Below are 15560 nucleotides of genomic sequence, written 5' to 3'. Positions count from 1 at the left end.
CTGGATAGCTCAACCAACCCAAATCTATCTCTAAGGAAAAATGAATCATGTCGAATACACTGACCGGGTTGATCCCGACTATCTATACCGCTCTGGATATCGTTTCTCGTGAGCAGGTGGGGTTTATTCCTGCCGTCGCGCGCAATACCAAAGCAGACGCAGCGGCGAAGGGGCAGACAGTAACTGCGCCGGTCGCACCGGAAGCAGTTACCGAGGATATCGTACCGGGGCCGTCTGCGCCGAATACTGGTGATCAGAACATTGGCACTGTCGATGTAAAAATTACCAAATCCAAAATGGCACCGGTCAAATGGAACGGTGAAGAACAACTGGCTCTCGGCCCGGCAGGTACTTACAACACTATCCTAGCCGACCAGTTCACCCAGGCATTCCGCGCGTTGTCTAACGAAGTTGACTCCGATCTGGGGGCACTTTATTACGGTACATCACGCGCTGTTGGTACTGCTGGCACTACCCCGTTTGGCATCAAAGATGATCTTTCCGACGCGGCAAACACCCGAAAAGTTCTGGAACAAAATGGCTCTCCGACGACTAACCTGCAGATGGTTCTTGATTCTGACGCCATTGCCAACATGCGTGGTAAGCAATCGGTTCTGTTCAAAGTCAATGAAGCCGGGACTGAACAATTGCTGCGTGAGGGTGTTCTGGGGCGTCTGCAGGGCTTCAATATCCACAGTTCTGCTGGAGTTAAGCGCGCTGCTGCCGCTACAGCTGCTGGTTACCTGGTGAATGGCGCCAAGTCCGAAGGCGATATCCTTATTGCCATTGATACCGGCACGGGTGCTATTGCTGCGGGCCAGCTTGTGACTTTCGCTGGTGACGATAACCAGTATGTCGTTGCTGCTGCGACCGCTACCACTATCACCCTGGCAGCACCGGGGCTGCGTCAGGACCTGGCAGACGGCGTTGCTATCACTGTAGTCGGTGGTTTCACTGCAAATATGGCGTTTGACCGCAACGCATTTCTGCTGGCTTCTCGTACCCCGGCGATGCCGGAAGGTGGTGACACCGCTGATGACGTGATGAATGTCACCGACCCAGTTTCCGGTATCACCTTCCAGATCGCGCTGTATCGTCAGTACCGTCAGGTGCGTTATGAAGTTGGCCTGGCGTGGGGCGTGGCTTCCATCAAACCAGCCCACGCAGTAATGCTTCTGGGCTAACACCATCACACACAAGGGGCTTCGGCCCCTTTTCCTTTGGAGGGCTTATGGCTGGATTGACGAAAGAGCAGCGCGCTCAGCGAGCGGCGGAAAAACTTGCTGCTGAACTGGCGGCGAAAAACAATTCTCAGGAGCAGGAGCAGGAGCAGGAGCAGGAGCAGGAGCAGGAGCAGGAGCAGGAGCAGGAGCAGGAGCAGGAGCAGGAGCAGGAGCAGGATGGTGCTCAGTTGGTTGCTATGTTCACTGACTTCCCGGCATTCCCCGGCGCGCCCACCACCGCAGACGTGCATCCTGACGAAGTGGACAACTGGAAGGCGGCAGGCTGGCGCATAGAGGAGTGATTCATGATCACCTACATCACGGTGGCGGACGTTGATCAGATACTCGGTGCTGACTGGACTGATGCCAGTAAAAAATCAAAATCGGTACTGATGGCTAACGCCTGGATGAATGGTCTTGGCCTGAAATTACCATGTGACAAAAATACCCACGAAATCATTATCCCTGATGACGTGAAGCAGGCTGGCGCATATGCGGCGCAGGCGGCAGCAAATGGCGGGCTGTATCAGCAGAAAACAAACTCTGGTTCTTTGCTGAGCAATTCCGTTGATGCTGACGGCGTGAGCGTATCAAAGACATTCGCTGAACTTGCGGTTAATAGCACTGCGCTTCTTGATTCCGATCTGCAACTGGCGATGGCGATGCTCAAGCCATATGGCGTCAATCAGTCACAAATCAGGCTGGTGAGGGGGTAACGTGATAAGCATCATCGAACCAATCAATCCACACATTCATTACGTCGGCGATGGCCGTGGGCGTCGCGATGTATTCGTGAACGGGCACCAAATAAACCATGTCGTTTATGCGAATGAGAGAAAGGGGATTGTCGAATTCGCTCCGCATCCACTCCGGGCAAAACGAAATGGCGACGTGTATACGCGAAAATTACGTGGTGTAGTCACTGTTGAGTTCCGGCAATGCAATGGTGTCCATCATGGGCATTCGTGACGAGCTTCAGACCGAAATCGCCGCAGCGTTCGATGACGATCTTGCCGACGCTGTTAACGACTTTACCGGCTCTTACGTCATCCAAACCGGATGGGACCCGGTAACGGAAACAGGCGGTGAAACCACAGTGACCTACACCGGGCGTGGCGTTCTGTCGAAATACAGCCTCAACCGCATTGATGGCGTCAATATCCTGCACGGCGACCTGAAATTAACAGCGCTGACGAATGAAGTTACCGACGAACCGAAAGTCGATCACATCATCACTGCACCAGACCTGATTACCGGCGAACAGCAACGCTACAAAGTCATTACGGCAGGAACCGATCCGGCGAAAGCAACATATTCCATTCAGTTGCGGAGGGTGTAATGCAATTTCTTCTGCTTTATCTAATCTGCGGACTGCCTCTCGGTCTTTTCGAGTTTGTATCCGTATTGCTCGTCAGGGATGGTGGCTCGGTATGGCTTAAGGCTACTTATGGTGTAATCGCCGTGCTTTTATGGCCGCTAATTTTTGCTGTACTGTTCGTGCCTGAACGGATTCTTTGCAAGTGGCGGAGAGTATGGGATGACTAAGGCCTGGAGTCTTGACCCTGCATTGTTCGCTGACAAAGTGGAAGAGGATGTCGGAAAACTGCAACGCGTTATAGCCATTCAGTTGCTCAATGAGATCGTTATTCGGTCACCGGTCGGTAACCCTGAAATATGGGCTGTAAACCAGACAGCAGTTCAATACAACAAAGCGGTAAGCGAGTGGAATGAGTCGCAGCTCTCTAACCCCGAAAATCTGACAAAAACAGGACGGCTTAAAAGGAAAGCCCGCGTCAATGACAGCATGGATATAAAACGTCCCGCAGAATATCGAGCAGGAACTTTTCGGGCATCGCATTTTGTTAGCATTGGCTCTCCAAGCAATTACGTGCCAAGCGAGCCAGACCCGAACGGTGCAAACACCATAAATAACGGGACGTCGACAATTCTTGCGGCGCCAAGTTATTCGGTCATCTACATCCAGTCAAACCTTCCTTATTCCGTACCGCTTGAAAACGGGCACTCAAAGCAGGCACCGGCAGGCGTTTATGCGGTTTCATTTAATGGTGTAACACAGGCCTACAAATGACCCTCACAGAAATTCGTAACGCTGTCATTGCTCGCATGACGGCGCAGACGGCTATTGCCTCTGATGCCGTGGATTATCCAAACGGACCCGTATTTGATCCAAGTGGTCGTGATATCTGGGCTCGTTTCACCAACATTTCAGGCATGGCCGGAGCAAATGAAATCGGCGGTGGTCCGGTTGTTCACCGTACCGGCGTCCTCATCATTCAGATCTTCGTCCCTGTTGGTTCTGGCTCTCTGCTTATCACTCAAACAGCAGACAAACTCCGTGAATTATTCGAATTCCAGGATGACGGAAAACTCAGTTATTTCGCCGTATCCGCTGTTCCCGCTGGCGAAACGGATGGCTGGTCTCAGTTCAATCTACAAATCCCTTACCGCGCTCTGTAGCGCTTAACTTCGATGGAGGTGACCGCATGTCGAGCGGCGCTAAGGTACTCTCGGCCTTTATCCGGGAGACGACTCCAGGAATTACGCCTGCAGGCGTCTGGAATCTTTTCAAGCGTACAAGCTGGGGCGTTGGTCCATCCCAGAATACCAATGACAACGACGAAATCGGCGGTACCCGAATGGCACAGGGCGCTACGCTGGGAACGGTCGATGTAGGTGGCGATGTCGGGGCAAAGTTCCGCTACGGCCAGCATGATGACTTCCTGGCTTCGTGCTTTGGCGCGGAGTGGGCGGGCAACGTGCTGACGATGGGGAATGACCGTATCTCTTTCTCACTCGCAACATACGCTTCGGACGTTGGCATTGCCTCTATTATTCGTGGCGCGCAGGTAAGCGTGTTCCAGTTAGAGGTCCCGAATGATGGCGACGTTACCGCGACAGTCACATTCGCCGGGCTGGGCTGGGGCTCAAAAGCAGATGATACGAGTTACATCACCGGTACTCCCGCAGATAATGCTGGAGAACTGCGTTACTCGTTCAAAGAGGTCACTGCGATAAACCTGAACGGAATCGACGGTGGTGATGGCTTCTGTATTGATACCTTCAACATCCAGTTCGACAACAACGTCCAGACCCAGCGTTGCATCGGCACCGGTTCACCCTATGCCGGGGCTAATATCCCAACCACCTTTACGCCGTCAGGTTCGATCACATTGTCATGGTCTAAAGCTGCGTGGGAGGTCTGGAGCAAAACACTTACCGGTGCAACCGTGCCATTCAGTTTCACGCTGGCGAATGACGAAGGGCAATACACATTTAACTTCCCGAAAGTGCAGGTCGCAGGCGACTGGCCGGATGGGGGCAATACCGACATTATCCAGGTTCAACTGGATATCACTGCGGCCGACGAGTCACCGACCATTACCCGCGCCGTTACCATTCCAGCAACCGGCATCACGGTAACCCCGGAAACAGCTTCCGTTGATGTGGGCGATACAACCAGCCTCACTGCAACGCTGGCTCCCGCAGGCGCAACGGATACTGTTACGTGGGAGTCATCCGATCCTGAAGTGGCAACAGTTAGTGCGTCAGGCGTCGTTACTGGTGTTGCGGCCGGAACGGCAACTATCACCGCTAAGGCGCGCACTTTTACCGATACGGCAACCATTACCGTAACTGAACCATAAAATTTCCCTTGCCCGTTCCGCTCTGCATGGCGGCGCGGGCTTTTTTCATGCAGGAGTTTCGAATGATTATCCTAAACCCACGAATTGATGTTGGCGGCGAGCGCTGGTTTACACCGCTGAAAGACCTTAAACCCATTGAAGGGCTGAAATTGCTCGTCAGCAGCATTGATAACGACCAGTACCGCTCACGTAATGCCCTTATCCGCCGCCATATTGAAAAGATGGATGCCAGTTACCAGGTTGGAACCAGTGAATTTAGCTTGTCAGCGGTTGGGGAAATTGACTCTGCTGATGACCTGCTGATCGATAACTGCGCGCGTTACCTGCTGAAAGACTGGAAGGGTGTTGGTGAGCTTGTTGATGGCGAAGAGGTGCCGATCGAATACACGCCGGAACGCGGTGCTGCACTTATGAAACAGGAACCAGCGATTTACTGGCAAATTCTGGCTGAAGCCGCCAGCATCGCCCAGGGAAAAGAGCAGCAAAAGCAGGAAACCGTAAAAAAGCCATCGAAGCGCAGAAGTGGCTGAGCGAGTTCGGCGGGGAGCAGGGCGAAAAGGCAAAGTGGCGAAGGGAGAAATTAAAACTCCCGCCAATCCCAGAGCCTGAAATTGATGGTGTGACAGGGGAAATTCTCAACGCTTACTCCGTTATTTCCCGCTCCCGGCTATATGCCGGGATGGCTGGCGCGCCGCTGCCGATATCGCTTCATGATATTGAGCGCTTTCTTTCTGCACGTCCCGTCCTCATTGATCGTGATGAATTTGACGCGGCGATATTTGCCCTCGATGACGCATGGCGTGAGCAGTGGGCGCAGGAACAGAAAAAACACGGCAAACAGAAACAATAAGCCCGGTATGTCCGGGTATTTTTATGCCCGGAGACCGCAATGGCAGAACAGACATCCCGCCTCGCCGTCATTATTGACAGCACCGGCGCAGAAAAAAATGCTGAAAGCCTGACCAGCGCCCTTCACGGGCTTACCGAGTGGGGGCAGAAAGCAGCGGCCAGTGCCGGGAAGGTGACTAAAGCCACCGAGGAAGAATCTTCCGCATTATCGGAACTGCTTGACCGCATTGATCCAGTTAACGCGGCTCTGAATAAACTGGATAAACAACAGCAACAACTCGCGAAATTCAAGTCGAAAGGCATGCTGGACGATGAGACCTTTGATGTCTATTCGAAAAAAATCGAAGAGGCTCGTAATCGTCTCACCGGGTTTTCAGAGCAACTGAAAAATACTGGCATGTCAGCAAAGCAAACCGCTTTTGCGATGCGCATACTGCCCGCTCAGATGACCGATATCGTCGTGGGTCTGTCTACCGGGCAAAGTCCGTTTATGGTGCTGATGCAGCAGGGAGGCCAGTTAAAGGACATGTTCGGCGGTATCGGCCCGGCGATTAAAGGGGTTGGCTCCTATGTGATGGGCCTGATCAATCCTTTCACGCTGGCGGCTGCCGCGGTCGGCGTGCTGGGCGTGGCGTACTACAAAGGCACGCAGGAGCAGGACGCTTTCAATAAATCACTTATCCTGACGGGTAATCAGGTAGGGAAAACATCGGGGCAACTGGCGGATATTGCTGCGCGCGCTGGTATGGCGGCGAACTCTACCACTGGCAAAGCGGCATCGACGTTAAATTTACTGGTGGAGTCTGGAAAGGTGGTCGGTGATTCGCTGGAGCGCGTGACAACTGCCGTTGTTAAAACGAGCGAAGCCACAGGTATTGCGACAGATAAACTGGTGGACGATTTCAACAAAATCGCCGCGGACCCTCTGGATGCCATCACCAAACTGAACGACCAGTATCACTTCCTTACGTTGGCAACATACAACCAGATTAAAGCTCTTCAGGATGAAGGGAATCAGCAGGAAGCCGCGCGCGTTGCCAGCGAAGCATATTCTTCGTCGATGATTCAGCGCTCCAATCAGATTAAGGAAAATCTGGGGTATCTGGAAACCGCATGGAACTCACTGGCTAAAGCTGCTGGATGGGCGTGGGATGCCATGCTTGATGTTGGTCGTGAAGCATCCGTAGAGCAAAAAATTCAGGATGCCAGCAGCGAGCTTGAACGCGCACAGAAATCGCTTGCTGATTTGGAGCGTGGACAGGCCGCTAATGCAGGTCCCTATGGTGCATGGAAATCTGATGATTTAGATCGGCAGCGAAAAGCGGTAACTTTGCTTAAACAGCGGTTATCTACACTGCAAAGTGAAAAAACGGCGCAGGACGTAATTAACAATACAATTGATGGATACAACCAACGCCAGCAAAAAAGTATTGAGGCCCAGAAAGTTATTAATTCACTTACTGAGCAGACGTTGTCTAATGAGCAGAAAAGAAAAAAGGAACAGGACAAGCTAACCAAAGCAATTAAAGATGGTGCAGTAATCAGCAAGGAAGAAGAGGCTCGTTTACGGAAAAATATCAACGATAGATACAAGGATCCCAAAACCCCAAAAACACCTAAAGGTAAAGCATATACCGAGAATGCTGGCGTGAGGATGCTGGATCAGTTAAACCAGCAGTACGTTACTTTAACCTCACAGTTCGACACAACAGAGAAAATAGGTTCTGCGCAACAAGCTCTTATTAAATGGGAGCAACAACTTTCTGATATTAAATCGAAGAAAACTTTGACTGCTGATCAGAAATCCCTACTGGCTAATCAGGAGGCTATTACTGCTCAATTGCAGAAAAACGCAGCTATCGAAAAGGAGATAGCGCTCCGTAAAGATGTTGATAAGTTGACAGCGTATAAAAATACGCTTTCTTCTGGTCTGCAAAATGATGCTACAGGGCTACAAAATAGCCTTAATAGCAACACGGTGCTTTCTCAGGAGCAGAAACGTCAGCAGGAACTGACAAAAATCGTCAGTGAGTACCAAAAAAAGCAGGTCGAATTAACCAATCAGAGAACGACCGGGCAGATCTCGCAAAACTTATACGACCAGGAAACCGCCGCTCTACAGCAGGCTCTCAATCAGCGCCTTGCCATGCAGCAATCCTATTACACTCAGTTGGATCAACTGAATGGTAACTGGCAGTTAGGTGTTCAAAATGGGTTGCAGTCATATCTGAACAGTGTCCCAACACTTTATGAATCAGTTACTACAGCAGCAACATCAATTCTAAACTCCACTGAAACCGCCATTTCATCCAATCTTTCAGCGATGGTGCATGGAACGGAAAGTTTGAGTGATGGATTTAAAAACATGGCAACAGGAATGGGTGAAGCTGTTATTGATGCGCTGACGAAGATGGCGGCGCAGTGGCTGGTGTATCAGGCTGTTCAATTGCTTGTAGGAAAAACGGCAGCGGCTGGCGCGTCTGCATCAATGATCGGACAAGCAACCGCAATGTCACAGATTGCAGCAATTAACGCATATGCTTCTGCGGCTGCGATCCCTATTACGGGATGGGCAATAGCTCCAGCTGCGATGGCCGCAGCAGAGGCCGCAACCACTCCTTTAATTGCGGCAGTTGCCGCTGCTTCATCAGCCATGACTGCTGGCGCAGGCTTCGCTAATGGTGGTTACACTGGCCCAGGAGGGAAATACCAGCCCGCCGGGATAGTGCATAAAGGCGAGTATGTTTTTGACCAGGCTGCAACCAACCGGATAGGCGTCTCGAACCTTGAGGCGCTGCGCAATGGTGGTTCTCTGGATGCAACGCTGAGCAAGCCCGGTTTCGGTACGGGGGCGCAGAACGTCAATAACAACAGTAATTCAACTGTATTCAGCCCCCAGATTCAGCAGGACTTCCATATTCAGCAGGGTGTAACGCCTGAGCAGATGGATATGTCTCTCGCCAACACCGCCAAAAAGGCGACGACGGACGCAGTTGATCAGGTGGCGAACCAGATTGTCCGGGGTAACGGGAAAGTGGGTAACGCAATGCGAGGAACGTACACCGGAAGGAGAACGACCTGATGGCTGAAAAATACTACCCTCACGATTATCTCCCTATGCCGCTTCAGGACGGTTATGCATTTCAGCCAGTCAGTCCGTTAAAGCGCACCGAAATGACCACCGGCCGCGCCCGTCAGCGCCGCGCGTTTATTTCGACACCGACACAGGCAAATGTGCAGTGGTTTTTCGAAAACGATGCTCAGGCTCAGCTTTTTGAGGGCTGGTATCACGAAACCATCACTGACGGCGCCGACTGGTTTTTTATGCGGTTGCAAACGCCGCTGGGCGTTGAACTCTACAAATGTCGGTTTACGGACATCTATCAGGGGCCGACGCTGGTCGCCCCGATTTACTGGCAGTTCTCCGCGACGCTTGAGCTGTGGACTCGACCCGTCCTCGGCGATGGCTGGGCTGAGTTCCCGGATTACATCATCAACAGCAGCATCATCGATATTGCACTTAACAGGGAGTGGCCGGAAGCATGACCAGTCCGACTTTAAAACGACTGTACGCCTCTTCCGGTGAAGAGGTCATTATCAAAACTTTGCAGATCAACATCGGTGATGATGTCATGTATCTCTGCGATGGCTACGACAATATAACAGCGACGACGGAAACTGGTGAAGAGGTCACATTCATCGCCAGCGCCATCGATGTTGCGCTACCGGCGCGGAACAGTGACGGCACGCAGGACTTGCAGTTTGCTGTCTCAAACATCAAAGGAGAAGCATCCACATCCGTGCGTAGCGCGCTGGAAAATCTACGTGGCGCCACGGTGACCTACCGACAATATACATCTGACGATTTAGCCGCGCCCGCAGACCGTCCTTATACCCTGACGGTTAAAAACGGGTACTGGACTGCAACACAGGCGCAGATTATCGCGGGATACATGAATGTGCTGGATACTGCCTGGCCACGCTATCGCTACACACTCCCGTTCTATCCTGGCCTTCGTTACATGAGCTAAGGAGTTTCAATGTTCAATCAAGATAAATACCTTTCGGTCAGATGGCTGAAGGGCGGTCGCGCTTACCCTGAACTTGACTGTTTCGGCATTGTGAATGAGGTGCGTCGCGATCTGGGGCTTCATGAGTGGCCGGATTTCGCCGGAGTGACGAAAGATAGTGGAGGGCTTAATCGAGAAGCGAGGAAACTGATGCTTTCCCTACAACGCTGCGAGCCATGTGAAGGTGCGGGTGTTGCCTGCTATTCAGGCTCAACTGTTACGCATGTCGGCGTTGTCGTGGTGCTTAATGGCCGTCTGCATGTGGCCGAATGCAACCCTAAATCCAACGTTTCTTTCACGCCGGTGGCACAGTTTGTTCGCCGCTTCGTTAAAGTGGAGTTCTGGAAGTGACCATTAGAATTTATCCTTCCCGATTACCTGGCGAACCGCTGGAAACGCATGAACATAGTGCTATCACGATCCATCAGTGGATGACGCGGAACGTTGATAATTATCGCGCTGATATGAAACATCCGATCGCCATTGAAGTGGACGGCGTGAATATCCCGGCTGCGGCATGGTTCGATTATGCGATCAGCCCGACAAGTGATGTGCGCATTTATCCGGTTCCTCATGGCGCCGTTGCGCTGGCGTGGATTGCCGTTGCTGTTTCGGTCGCATCTGTGGCTTATGCGCTGTTCTTTGCGCCTGGCGCATCAGATCCCGGTGGTTTTTCTTCGTCGACAGGCGATTCACTGGACGTTAACCCGGCAAAAGCGAATCGTGCAAAACTGGGCGATCCAATCCGCGAGCTGTTCGGACGCCGCCGAATTTACCCCGATTATGTAGTGCAGCCGGTAACCCGGTTCCGCCCGGACGATCCGACAGTGATGACCGTTGAAATGTTCGTTGCTCTGGGATTCGGACAATTTTCATTCGGCGAAGGGGATATGCGTGTTGGTGCCACACCAGTTTCATCGCTTGGTGATGGTTTCACGTACACCGTTTTTCAGCCAGGTCAGAATGTGGCTGGTGATCGCCGTAGCGAAAACTGGTTTAACTCTACCGAGGTTGGCGGGACGTCATCGGGTGCCGGGCTGGATATGGCCCAGACCGCGCCGGATACGGATGATGTTGTGGCGCAGTCGCTGACGGTGTCGGGAAGTACAATCACATTTAACGGATTAAGCGCTGACGACGATACTGCAACAAACGAGCTGCCTGATTCCTGGGTTGCTGGTGCGACGGTTGAGCTAATCGTACCCGATCAGTTTGTTGTTACCAACGATGGCGCATACAGCCGTATTACCAGTGACAATCTGGCGGAAATCGCCCCTTACGTCGGAATGCCGGTAACGCTCTGGTACAACAGCGTCGACTATAGCCTGTTTATCGCTTCGTATACGCCGCATGCAGACGCGACAGAGGAAGAAGAGGAAGTCACCGCGTCTATAACGCTGGCTTATGAGAATGAAACCGGCGCGCCTTTTACGGGTATTCCTGAGGGGTATATCAGGCTTTCTGTTTCTCACGCTGGATATCAGTTCAAAATTTTCGACGTGGACGGCACCAGTGTGACTCTTCAACGCTTGATTGACGGTGTTGTCGATAACACATGGCCGGGTTTCGTGGCGCGTACCGTACTTGATTTTGAGGCATCTGGCGTTAACCAGAATGACTCCTGGATGGGGCCATTTCTGGCATGCCCGGATAATGAAACCATCGACATGTTTGAAGTGAATTTCTTCTTCCCGAATGGCATTTGCGGGTACGACAAAAAAGGGAGAAAACAAAACAGAACGGTTCGCTGGGAAGTTCAGTACCGCGTTTATGGTTCTGGTTCGGGATGGATGAGCAAAACCGGTTCGTATAACACAAAAAATATTAATGGCCTTGGTTTCACTGAGCGCATCACGCTGAATTCTCCCGGTCTTGTTGAAGTGCGGTGTCGGCGCACTAACGAGCAGGGGCAGGATAACAGCCGAGATAATATGTACTGGCAATCATTGCGTGGCCGCCTGCTGACCAGGCCGTCATCGTACGCTGGCGTAACGACGATGGGCGTCACGGTGGAAACCGGCGGTAAGCTGGCGGCGCAGTCCGATCGCCGGGTGAACGTGGTAGCTACAAGGATTTACGACACTGGCGCGGCGCGCAGCATCTCCGGCGCGCTGTACTATGTTGGTAACTCGCTGGGGCTGGATATGGACACCGACGCCATTGATGCGCTGGAAAGTGCGTACTGGACGCCTGACAATGAGTTTTTCGACTTCGAGGCGACTGACAGCACATCTGCGCTGGAGGTTTTGCAGAAGATCGCCAACGCCGGGAAAAGCTATTTTCTGCTGGCAGACGGGCTTGCCTCGGTTGCGCGCGAAGGCGTTAAGCCCTGGTCGGGGGTTATCAGTCCACATGAGATGACAGAAGACTTGCAAACCGCGTTCGTGGCTCCGTCTTACGACGACTATGACGGCGTGGACGTTACGTATATCAACGGCACCACCTGGGCGGAGGAAACGGTACAGTGCCGGATACCGGGAAATCCAACGCCCGTAAAAATCGAAGACTATACGCTTGACGGTGTGCTCGACCGGGACCGGGCATATCAGATCGGCATGCGGCGGCTGATTAAGTACCTACAGCAACGGCTGACGCATACGACATTAACCGAACTGGACGCCCTTTGCTATAACGTCGGCGACCGCATAGTGCTGACAGACGATATTCCTGGCAATAAAACTATTTCCTGTCTGGTTGATGAAATGACAACCGAAAATGCGCTGACAACATTCACGGTAACCGAGCCACTGGATTGGAGTTATGAAAACCCGCGAGTGATCATCCGATTTCAGGACGGGACCGCATCATCTCTTCTTACGGCAATCAGGGCTGATGATTATCAGGTGACAGTGCGATACCTGAATGAATTTGCTGAAATCGTCCTCAATGATCCGGCTATTGAGCCACCACGCCTTATTTTTTGCGACTCTTCGCGCGTTGGCTATAACGCCATTATCTCTGAGATCGCGCCTCAATCTGATGGCACATGCCAGGTAACGGCGAAGCAGTATAAACCCAGCTTCTACGATTACGACAATGCCACTTATCCCGGCAATGTAGGATGATCGTGATGTAGTGTAATATCGACTGTGGATGCGGGAGGGGATATGGCGGTTCAGTTAAAGGATGTTGTGTTACACGAGGTTGGGCATTGGCTCTCATGGAAATTACAAGGTGGTATTGTCGGCCCTATAGAGATAATTAATGATTCTCTTTCAGGGCCGAAAGGGTCGACCACTATAATACCTGACTGGAACATTTATGATGTCAATGACGTAATAACATTCACCAAATCCAGAATAATTACTTTATGGTCTGGTGTGTATGCACAGGCATTTAATGGTATTGCATATAATGCAGCCACCGTGAGAAGAGAGTTTAATGCAGGTGGAGGAGGGCGTCTTGACTGGTTAAAAGCGCATGAATACTTGCTGCTATTGAAAAATCTTTACGGCAATAGTATCAGTTTTGAATCGCTGCACCATCAAGTAGATCAGGAAACCGCAACACTGATAGCTGATAATTATTCAGTAGTAAGGAAATTATCAGATGCACTTTGTCTCTCTGTTGAGGAAGAGGATAAAAAATACACTTTCCAAGAAAATGAGATCTTGTCTTTCATCAAATAATCACTCCACTAGATAACATTCAGAACCCGCGAATAATCGCGGGTTTTCTATTTTATGAGGCCAGCATGACCACCTATAACACCAATGAACCTCTTGGTTCTGCATCCGCCAAGGTTCTTTACGATAACGCACAGAACTTTGATCACCTTTCGAATGACCGGGTTAATGAAACATGGGATGACCGTTTTGGCGTGCCGCGCCTTACGTGGCATGGAATGGAAGAGCGTTATAAAACAGCGCTCGCGAACCTCGGCTTAAATCCAGTCGGGACATTTCAGGGCGGGGCGGTTATTAATTCCGCCGGTGACATCATTCAGGATGAGACAACAGGCGCATGGTATCGCTGGGATGATCTAACGACCCTACCGAAAACCGTTCCGCCAGGCTCTACTCCAGATTCATCCGGCGGTACAGGTGTCGGAAAATGGCTGGCCGTAGATGTCAGCGATGTCCTGCGCCGCGAACTGGCGCTGCCAACCGGTGCAGATCAGATCGGCTATGGTGATGTGACGGTTGCAGAACGGCTGTCTTATGACGTGTATTTCACGGGGGGAAGCGGCGCAACAAAAGAAGAAATCCAGGCGTTTTTAGATGAGAATGCTGGTAGGAACTGCCACTTCCCCCCAGGTGATTTTGATATTGAATGGGGAATGATCCCACGAAACACGACCATTACCGGTGCGCAGGCCGTCACGGTGCGTTCACATAGTATGCGTCATGAGGCGACGACACTCGCGACGCTTATCAGTGATCCGGGATTTACCCGATTTAACCTCAAAGGCACCCCCGCAACGTACGTCCTGACAGACGTTGTAGAGGGCGCTGATGACCCGGCGATCAGTGCAGGCTTATGTATTTGCGACCACGGAATCTCAATCAACAACGTTGTGCTGATGGGGTGGCGCAAACGGACAGACGGGACTCTTGAAGCGCCATCGCTGACCGGGGTGGATGACGTCGGGGCAACGGCGTGCTTCTCATATGGCCTGTTTGTTCCGGCAGTGTCAGGGTTAACCTTGTCTGGTACTGCGGTTATCGGCTACTTTGCGAATGATGCAGTTCTCCTCGACTGCTCCCGATCTGACCAGAATAACGGTTCTGGCAATACGTTCAATATCAATGGGCGCATCAACAGTCAAAGCATGTGCGATTTGTCATTCGATAATTTCTTTGCATGGCCTCTCGACCCAAAACAGCCCACTCAGTTGGTAAGCGCGATTAGCTCGTATGGGTTGAAACTAAAGGGTACTGACCGGGATATCCGGGACGGGACTAAATACCCGCAAGGGGCTAACGGCTACGCGCTTAACTGGATTTGGGGCGGCACAGGAACGTCCGACCTGTTTTTCTCAAATAGCGTCATTCGCGGGGTTTACCTCGATGCCGCGATAAACACCGCAGAGAAACCCGCGAACCGAATGAACGATTACGCTACAGACGGATCTGGGAGTGGTACAACGTCAGTCAACGGTTATCCGAAAGAATGGCAGGATGGGCGCGGCAGCAAGCTATTCTTTGTTAACACGACCATTCGTGTAGGGAATCTCTACATGAACCGGGTAGCGAACGTTAACTTGGTAAACACCTATAGTGAAGCTGGAACCCACTATATGACTAACCTTACGGGTCGAGTGAGTATTATTGGTGGGCACAACGGCTTGGGTGTCAGTGACCTGACAGTCAATAATGTTGATGGGTCTGCCCCTACAGCATATAACCGGCTATTCTCTGCCAACTGGATCTGTATCGGCACCGCCAACCCAATGCGCCTCGGCCCGGTATACGAGTCAGGTAGCCATGCGTACCTGCGGCCACACAGAGACGGCACTATTTCATTAGGCACTGATGAAGGGACTGGCGTAGGTGCGTTACGTTATCGCTACGCAGTCATCCACGTAGTATCTGGTTCTTTTGGTAACATTACTTCTCCGAACAACGTCATACAGGCTAACAAACCTGTGCGGATACCGAGCTTTACGACCGCACTACGCCCTTCATTAAACGCAGCAGATGCAGGAGCGCAGATACTGGATACAACTCTTGGTTATGCTATCACATGGACAGGAAGTGCGTGGAAAGATGGTGTGGGTAATATAGTTTAATAAGAAGGGGCCGTTTTATGCG

16 protein-coding genes and 1 pseudogene are annotated in these 15560 nt (G+C 51.7%); all 17 read left to right on the top strand.

Translation table 11 applies throughout. The annotated features are described in order from the left end of the window. Window positions 1-44: 44 nt before the first annotated feature. On the top strand, window positions 45-1184 hold the full coding sequence (locus CKO_RS07925) for a major capsid protein (protein WP_198478783.1): 1140 nt from the start codon (window positions 45-47) through the stop codon (window positions 1182-1184). A 47-nt stretch (window positions 1185-1231) separates the two neighbouring features. Continuing rightward, window positions 1232-1525 carry a hypothetical protein gene (locus CKO_RS23460; RefSeq protein WP_012132727.1) on the top strand — a complete coding sequence of 98 codons (294 nt, stop codon included), beginning with the start codon at window positions 1232-1234 and terminating at the stop codon, window positions 1523-1525. Between the two features lie 3 nt (window positions 1526-1528). Then, the gene (locus CKO_RS07915) at window positions 1529-1939 is read left to right on the top strand and encodes a hypothetical protein (protein WP_012132726.1); all 411 of its coding nucleotides are present in this window, start codon (window positions 1529-1531) and stop codon (window positions 1937-1939) included. Between the two features lie 239 nt (window positions 1940-2178). After that, window positions 2179-2562, top strand: a complete 384-nt coding sequence (locus CKO_RS07910) for a hypothetical protein (protein WP_024130412.1) — start codon at window positions 2179-2181, stop codon at window positions 2560-2562. A 198-nt stretch (window positions 2563-2760) separates the two neighbouring features. Then, entirely contained in the window at window positions 2761-3312 is a 552-nt protein-coding gene (locus CKO_RS07900) for a hypothetical protein (protein WP_012132722.1), read from the top strand. Continuing rightward, on the top strand, window positions 3309-3701 hold the full coding sequence (locus CKO_RS07895) for a phage tail terminator-like protein (RefSeq protein ID WP_012132721.1): 393 nt from the start codon (window positions 3309-3311) through the stop codon (window positions 3699-3701). Before CKO_RS07900 ends, CKO_RS07895 begins: the two co-directional genes overlap by 4 nt. Before the next feature lie 26 nt (window positions 3702-3727). Next, window positions 3728-4657 (top strand): annotated as a pseudogene (locus CKO_RS07890) (phage tail tube protein); the annotation flags it as partial. 30 nt (window positions 4658-4687) lie between these two features. Continuing rightward, a complete protein-coding gene (locus tag CKO_RS23720; protein ID WP_332840372.1) occupies window positions 4688-4888 on the top strand; it encodes an Ig-like domain-containing protein in 201 nt (66 codons plus the stop codon). A 62-nt stretch (window positions 4889-4950) separates the two neighbouring features. Beyond that, window positions 4951-5418 (top strand): hypothetical protein, encoded by a 468-nt coding sequence (locus tag CKO_RS07885; RefSeq protein ID WP_024130411.1) that lies wholly within the window; start codon window positions 4951-4953, stop codon window positions 5416-5418. An 89-nt stretch (window positions 5419-5507) separates the two neighbouring features. Continuing rightward, complete coding sequence (locus tag CKO_RS23320; protein ID WP_071258613.1) at window positions 5508-5738, top strand: hypothetical protein; 231 nt, start codon at window positions 5508-5510, stop codon at window positions 5736-5738. Between the two features lie 39 nt (window positions 5739-5777). After that, window positions 5778-8819: a phage tail length tape measure family protein gene (locus CKO_RS07880; protein WP_012132716.1), complete on the top strand. Its 3042-nt coding sequence runs from the start codon at window positions 5778-5780 to the stop codon at window positions 8817-8819. After that, window positions 8819-9283, top strand: coding sequence for a hypothetical protein (locus CKO_RS07875; RefSeq protein ID WP_012132715.1), 465 nt, complete (start codon window positions 8819-8821; stop codon window positions 9281-9283). The genes CKO_RS07880 and CKO_RS07875 overlap by 1 nt, the downstream gene beginning before the upstream one ends. Continuing rightward, a complete protein-coding gene (locus CKO_RS07870) occupies window positions 9280-9768 on the top strand; it encodes a DUF1833 family protein (RefSeq protein ID WP_012132714.1) in 489 nt (162 codons plus the stop codon). The genes CKO_RS07875 and CKO_RS07870 overlap by 4 nt, the downstream gene beginning before the upstream one ends. A gap of 9 nt (window positions 9769-9777) precedes the next feature. After that, window positions 9778-10158, top strand: coding sequence for a hypothetical protein (locus tag CKO_RS07865; RefSeq protein ID WP_012132713.1), 381 nt, complete (start codon window positions 9778-9780; stop codon window positions 10156-10158). After that, the gene (locus CKO_RS07860) at window positions 10155-12872 is read left to right on the top strand and encodes a host specificity factor TipJ family phage tail protein (RefSeq protein ID WP_024130410.1); all 2718 of its coding nucleotides are present in this window, start codon (window positions 10155-10157) and stop codon (window positions 12870-12872) included. The genes CKO_RS07865 and CKO_RS07860 overlap by 4 nt, the downstream gene beginning before the upstream one ends. Before the next feature lie 42 nt (window positions 12873-12914). Further along, on the top strand, window positions 12915-13436 hold the full coding sequence (locus CKO_RS07855; RefSeq protein WP_012132711.1) for a hypothetical protein: 522 nt from the start codon (window positions 12915-12917) through the stop codon (window positions 13434-13436). Between the two features lie 65 nt (window positions 13437-13501). Then, the gene (locus tag CKO_RS23515) at window positions 13502-15538 is read left to right on the top strand and encodes a tail fiber/spike domain-containing protein (protein WP_012132710.1); all 2037 of its coding nucleotides are present in this window, start codon (window positions 13502-13504) and stop codon (window positions 15536-15538) included. Window positions 15539-15560 lie beyond the last annotated feature (22 nt).

This window comes from Citrobacter koseri ATCC BAA-895 (assembly GCF_000018045.1).
Classification (GTDB): domain Bacteria; phylum Pseudomonadota; class Gammaproteobacteria; order Enterobacterales; family Enterobacteriaceae; genus Citrobacter_B; species Citrobacter_B koseri.
This window is presented reverse-complemented; position numbering and strand designations above follow the sequence as displayed.

What these genes read in the sequence shown, in the direction of transcription:
- CKO_RS07855 (WP_012132711.1), top strand. Translation starts at nt 12,915, where the DNA reads ATGGCGGTTCAGTTAAAGGATGTTGTGTTACACGAGGTTGGGCATTGG.
- CKO_RS07910 (WP_024130412.1), top strand. Translation starts at nt 2,179, where the DNA reads ATGGGCATTCGTGACGAGCTTCAGACCGAAATCGCCGCAGCGTTCGAT.
- CKO_RS07880 (WP_012132716.1), top strand. Translation starts at nt 5,778, where the DNA reads ATGGCAGAACAGACATCCCGCCTCGCCGTCATTATTGACAGCACCGGC.
- CKO_RS07915 (WP_012132726.1), top strand. Translation starts at nt 1,529, where the DNA reads ATGATCACCTACATCACGGTGGCGGACGTTGATCAGATACTCGGTGCT.
- CKO_RS07900 (WP_012132722.1), top strand. Translation starts at nt 2,761, where the DNA reads ATGACTAAGGCCTGGAGTCTTGACCCTGCATTGTTCGCTGACAAAGTG.
- CKO_RS23515 (WP_012132710.1), top strand. Translation starts at nt 13,502, where the DNA reads ATGACCACCTATAACACCAATGAACCTCTTGGTTCTGCATCCGCCAAG.
- CKO_RS07870 (WP_012132714.1), top strand. Translation starts at nt 9,280, where the DNA reads ATGACCAGTCCGACTTTAAAACGACTGTACGCCTCTTCCGGTGAAGAG.
- CKO_RS07885 (WP_024130411.1), top strand. Translation starts at nt 4,951, where the DNA reads ATGATTATCCTAAACCCACGAATTGATGTTGGCGGCGAGCGCTGGTTT.
- CKO_RS07865 (WP_012132713.1), top strand. Translation starts at nt 9,778, where the DNA reads ATGTTCAATCAAGATAAATACCTTTCGGTCAGATGGCTGAAGGGCGGT.
- CKO_RS23460 (WP_012132727.1), top strand. Translation starts at nt 1,232, where the DNA reads ATGGCTGGATTGACGAAAGAGCAGCGCGCTCAGCGAGCGGCGGAAAAA.
- CKO_RS07875 (WP_012132715.1), top strand. Translation starts at nt 8,819, where the DNA reads ATGGCTGAAAAATACTACCCTCACGATTATCTCCCTATGCCGCTTCAG.
- CKO_RS07895 (WP_012132721.1), top strand. Translation starts at nt 3,309, where the DNA reads ATGACCCTCACAGAAATTCGTAACGCTGTCATTGCTCGCATGACGGCG.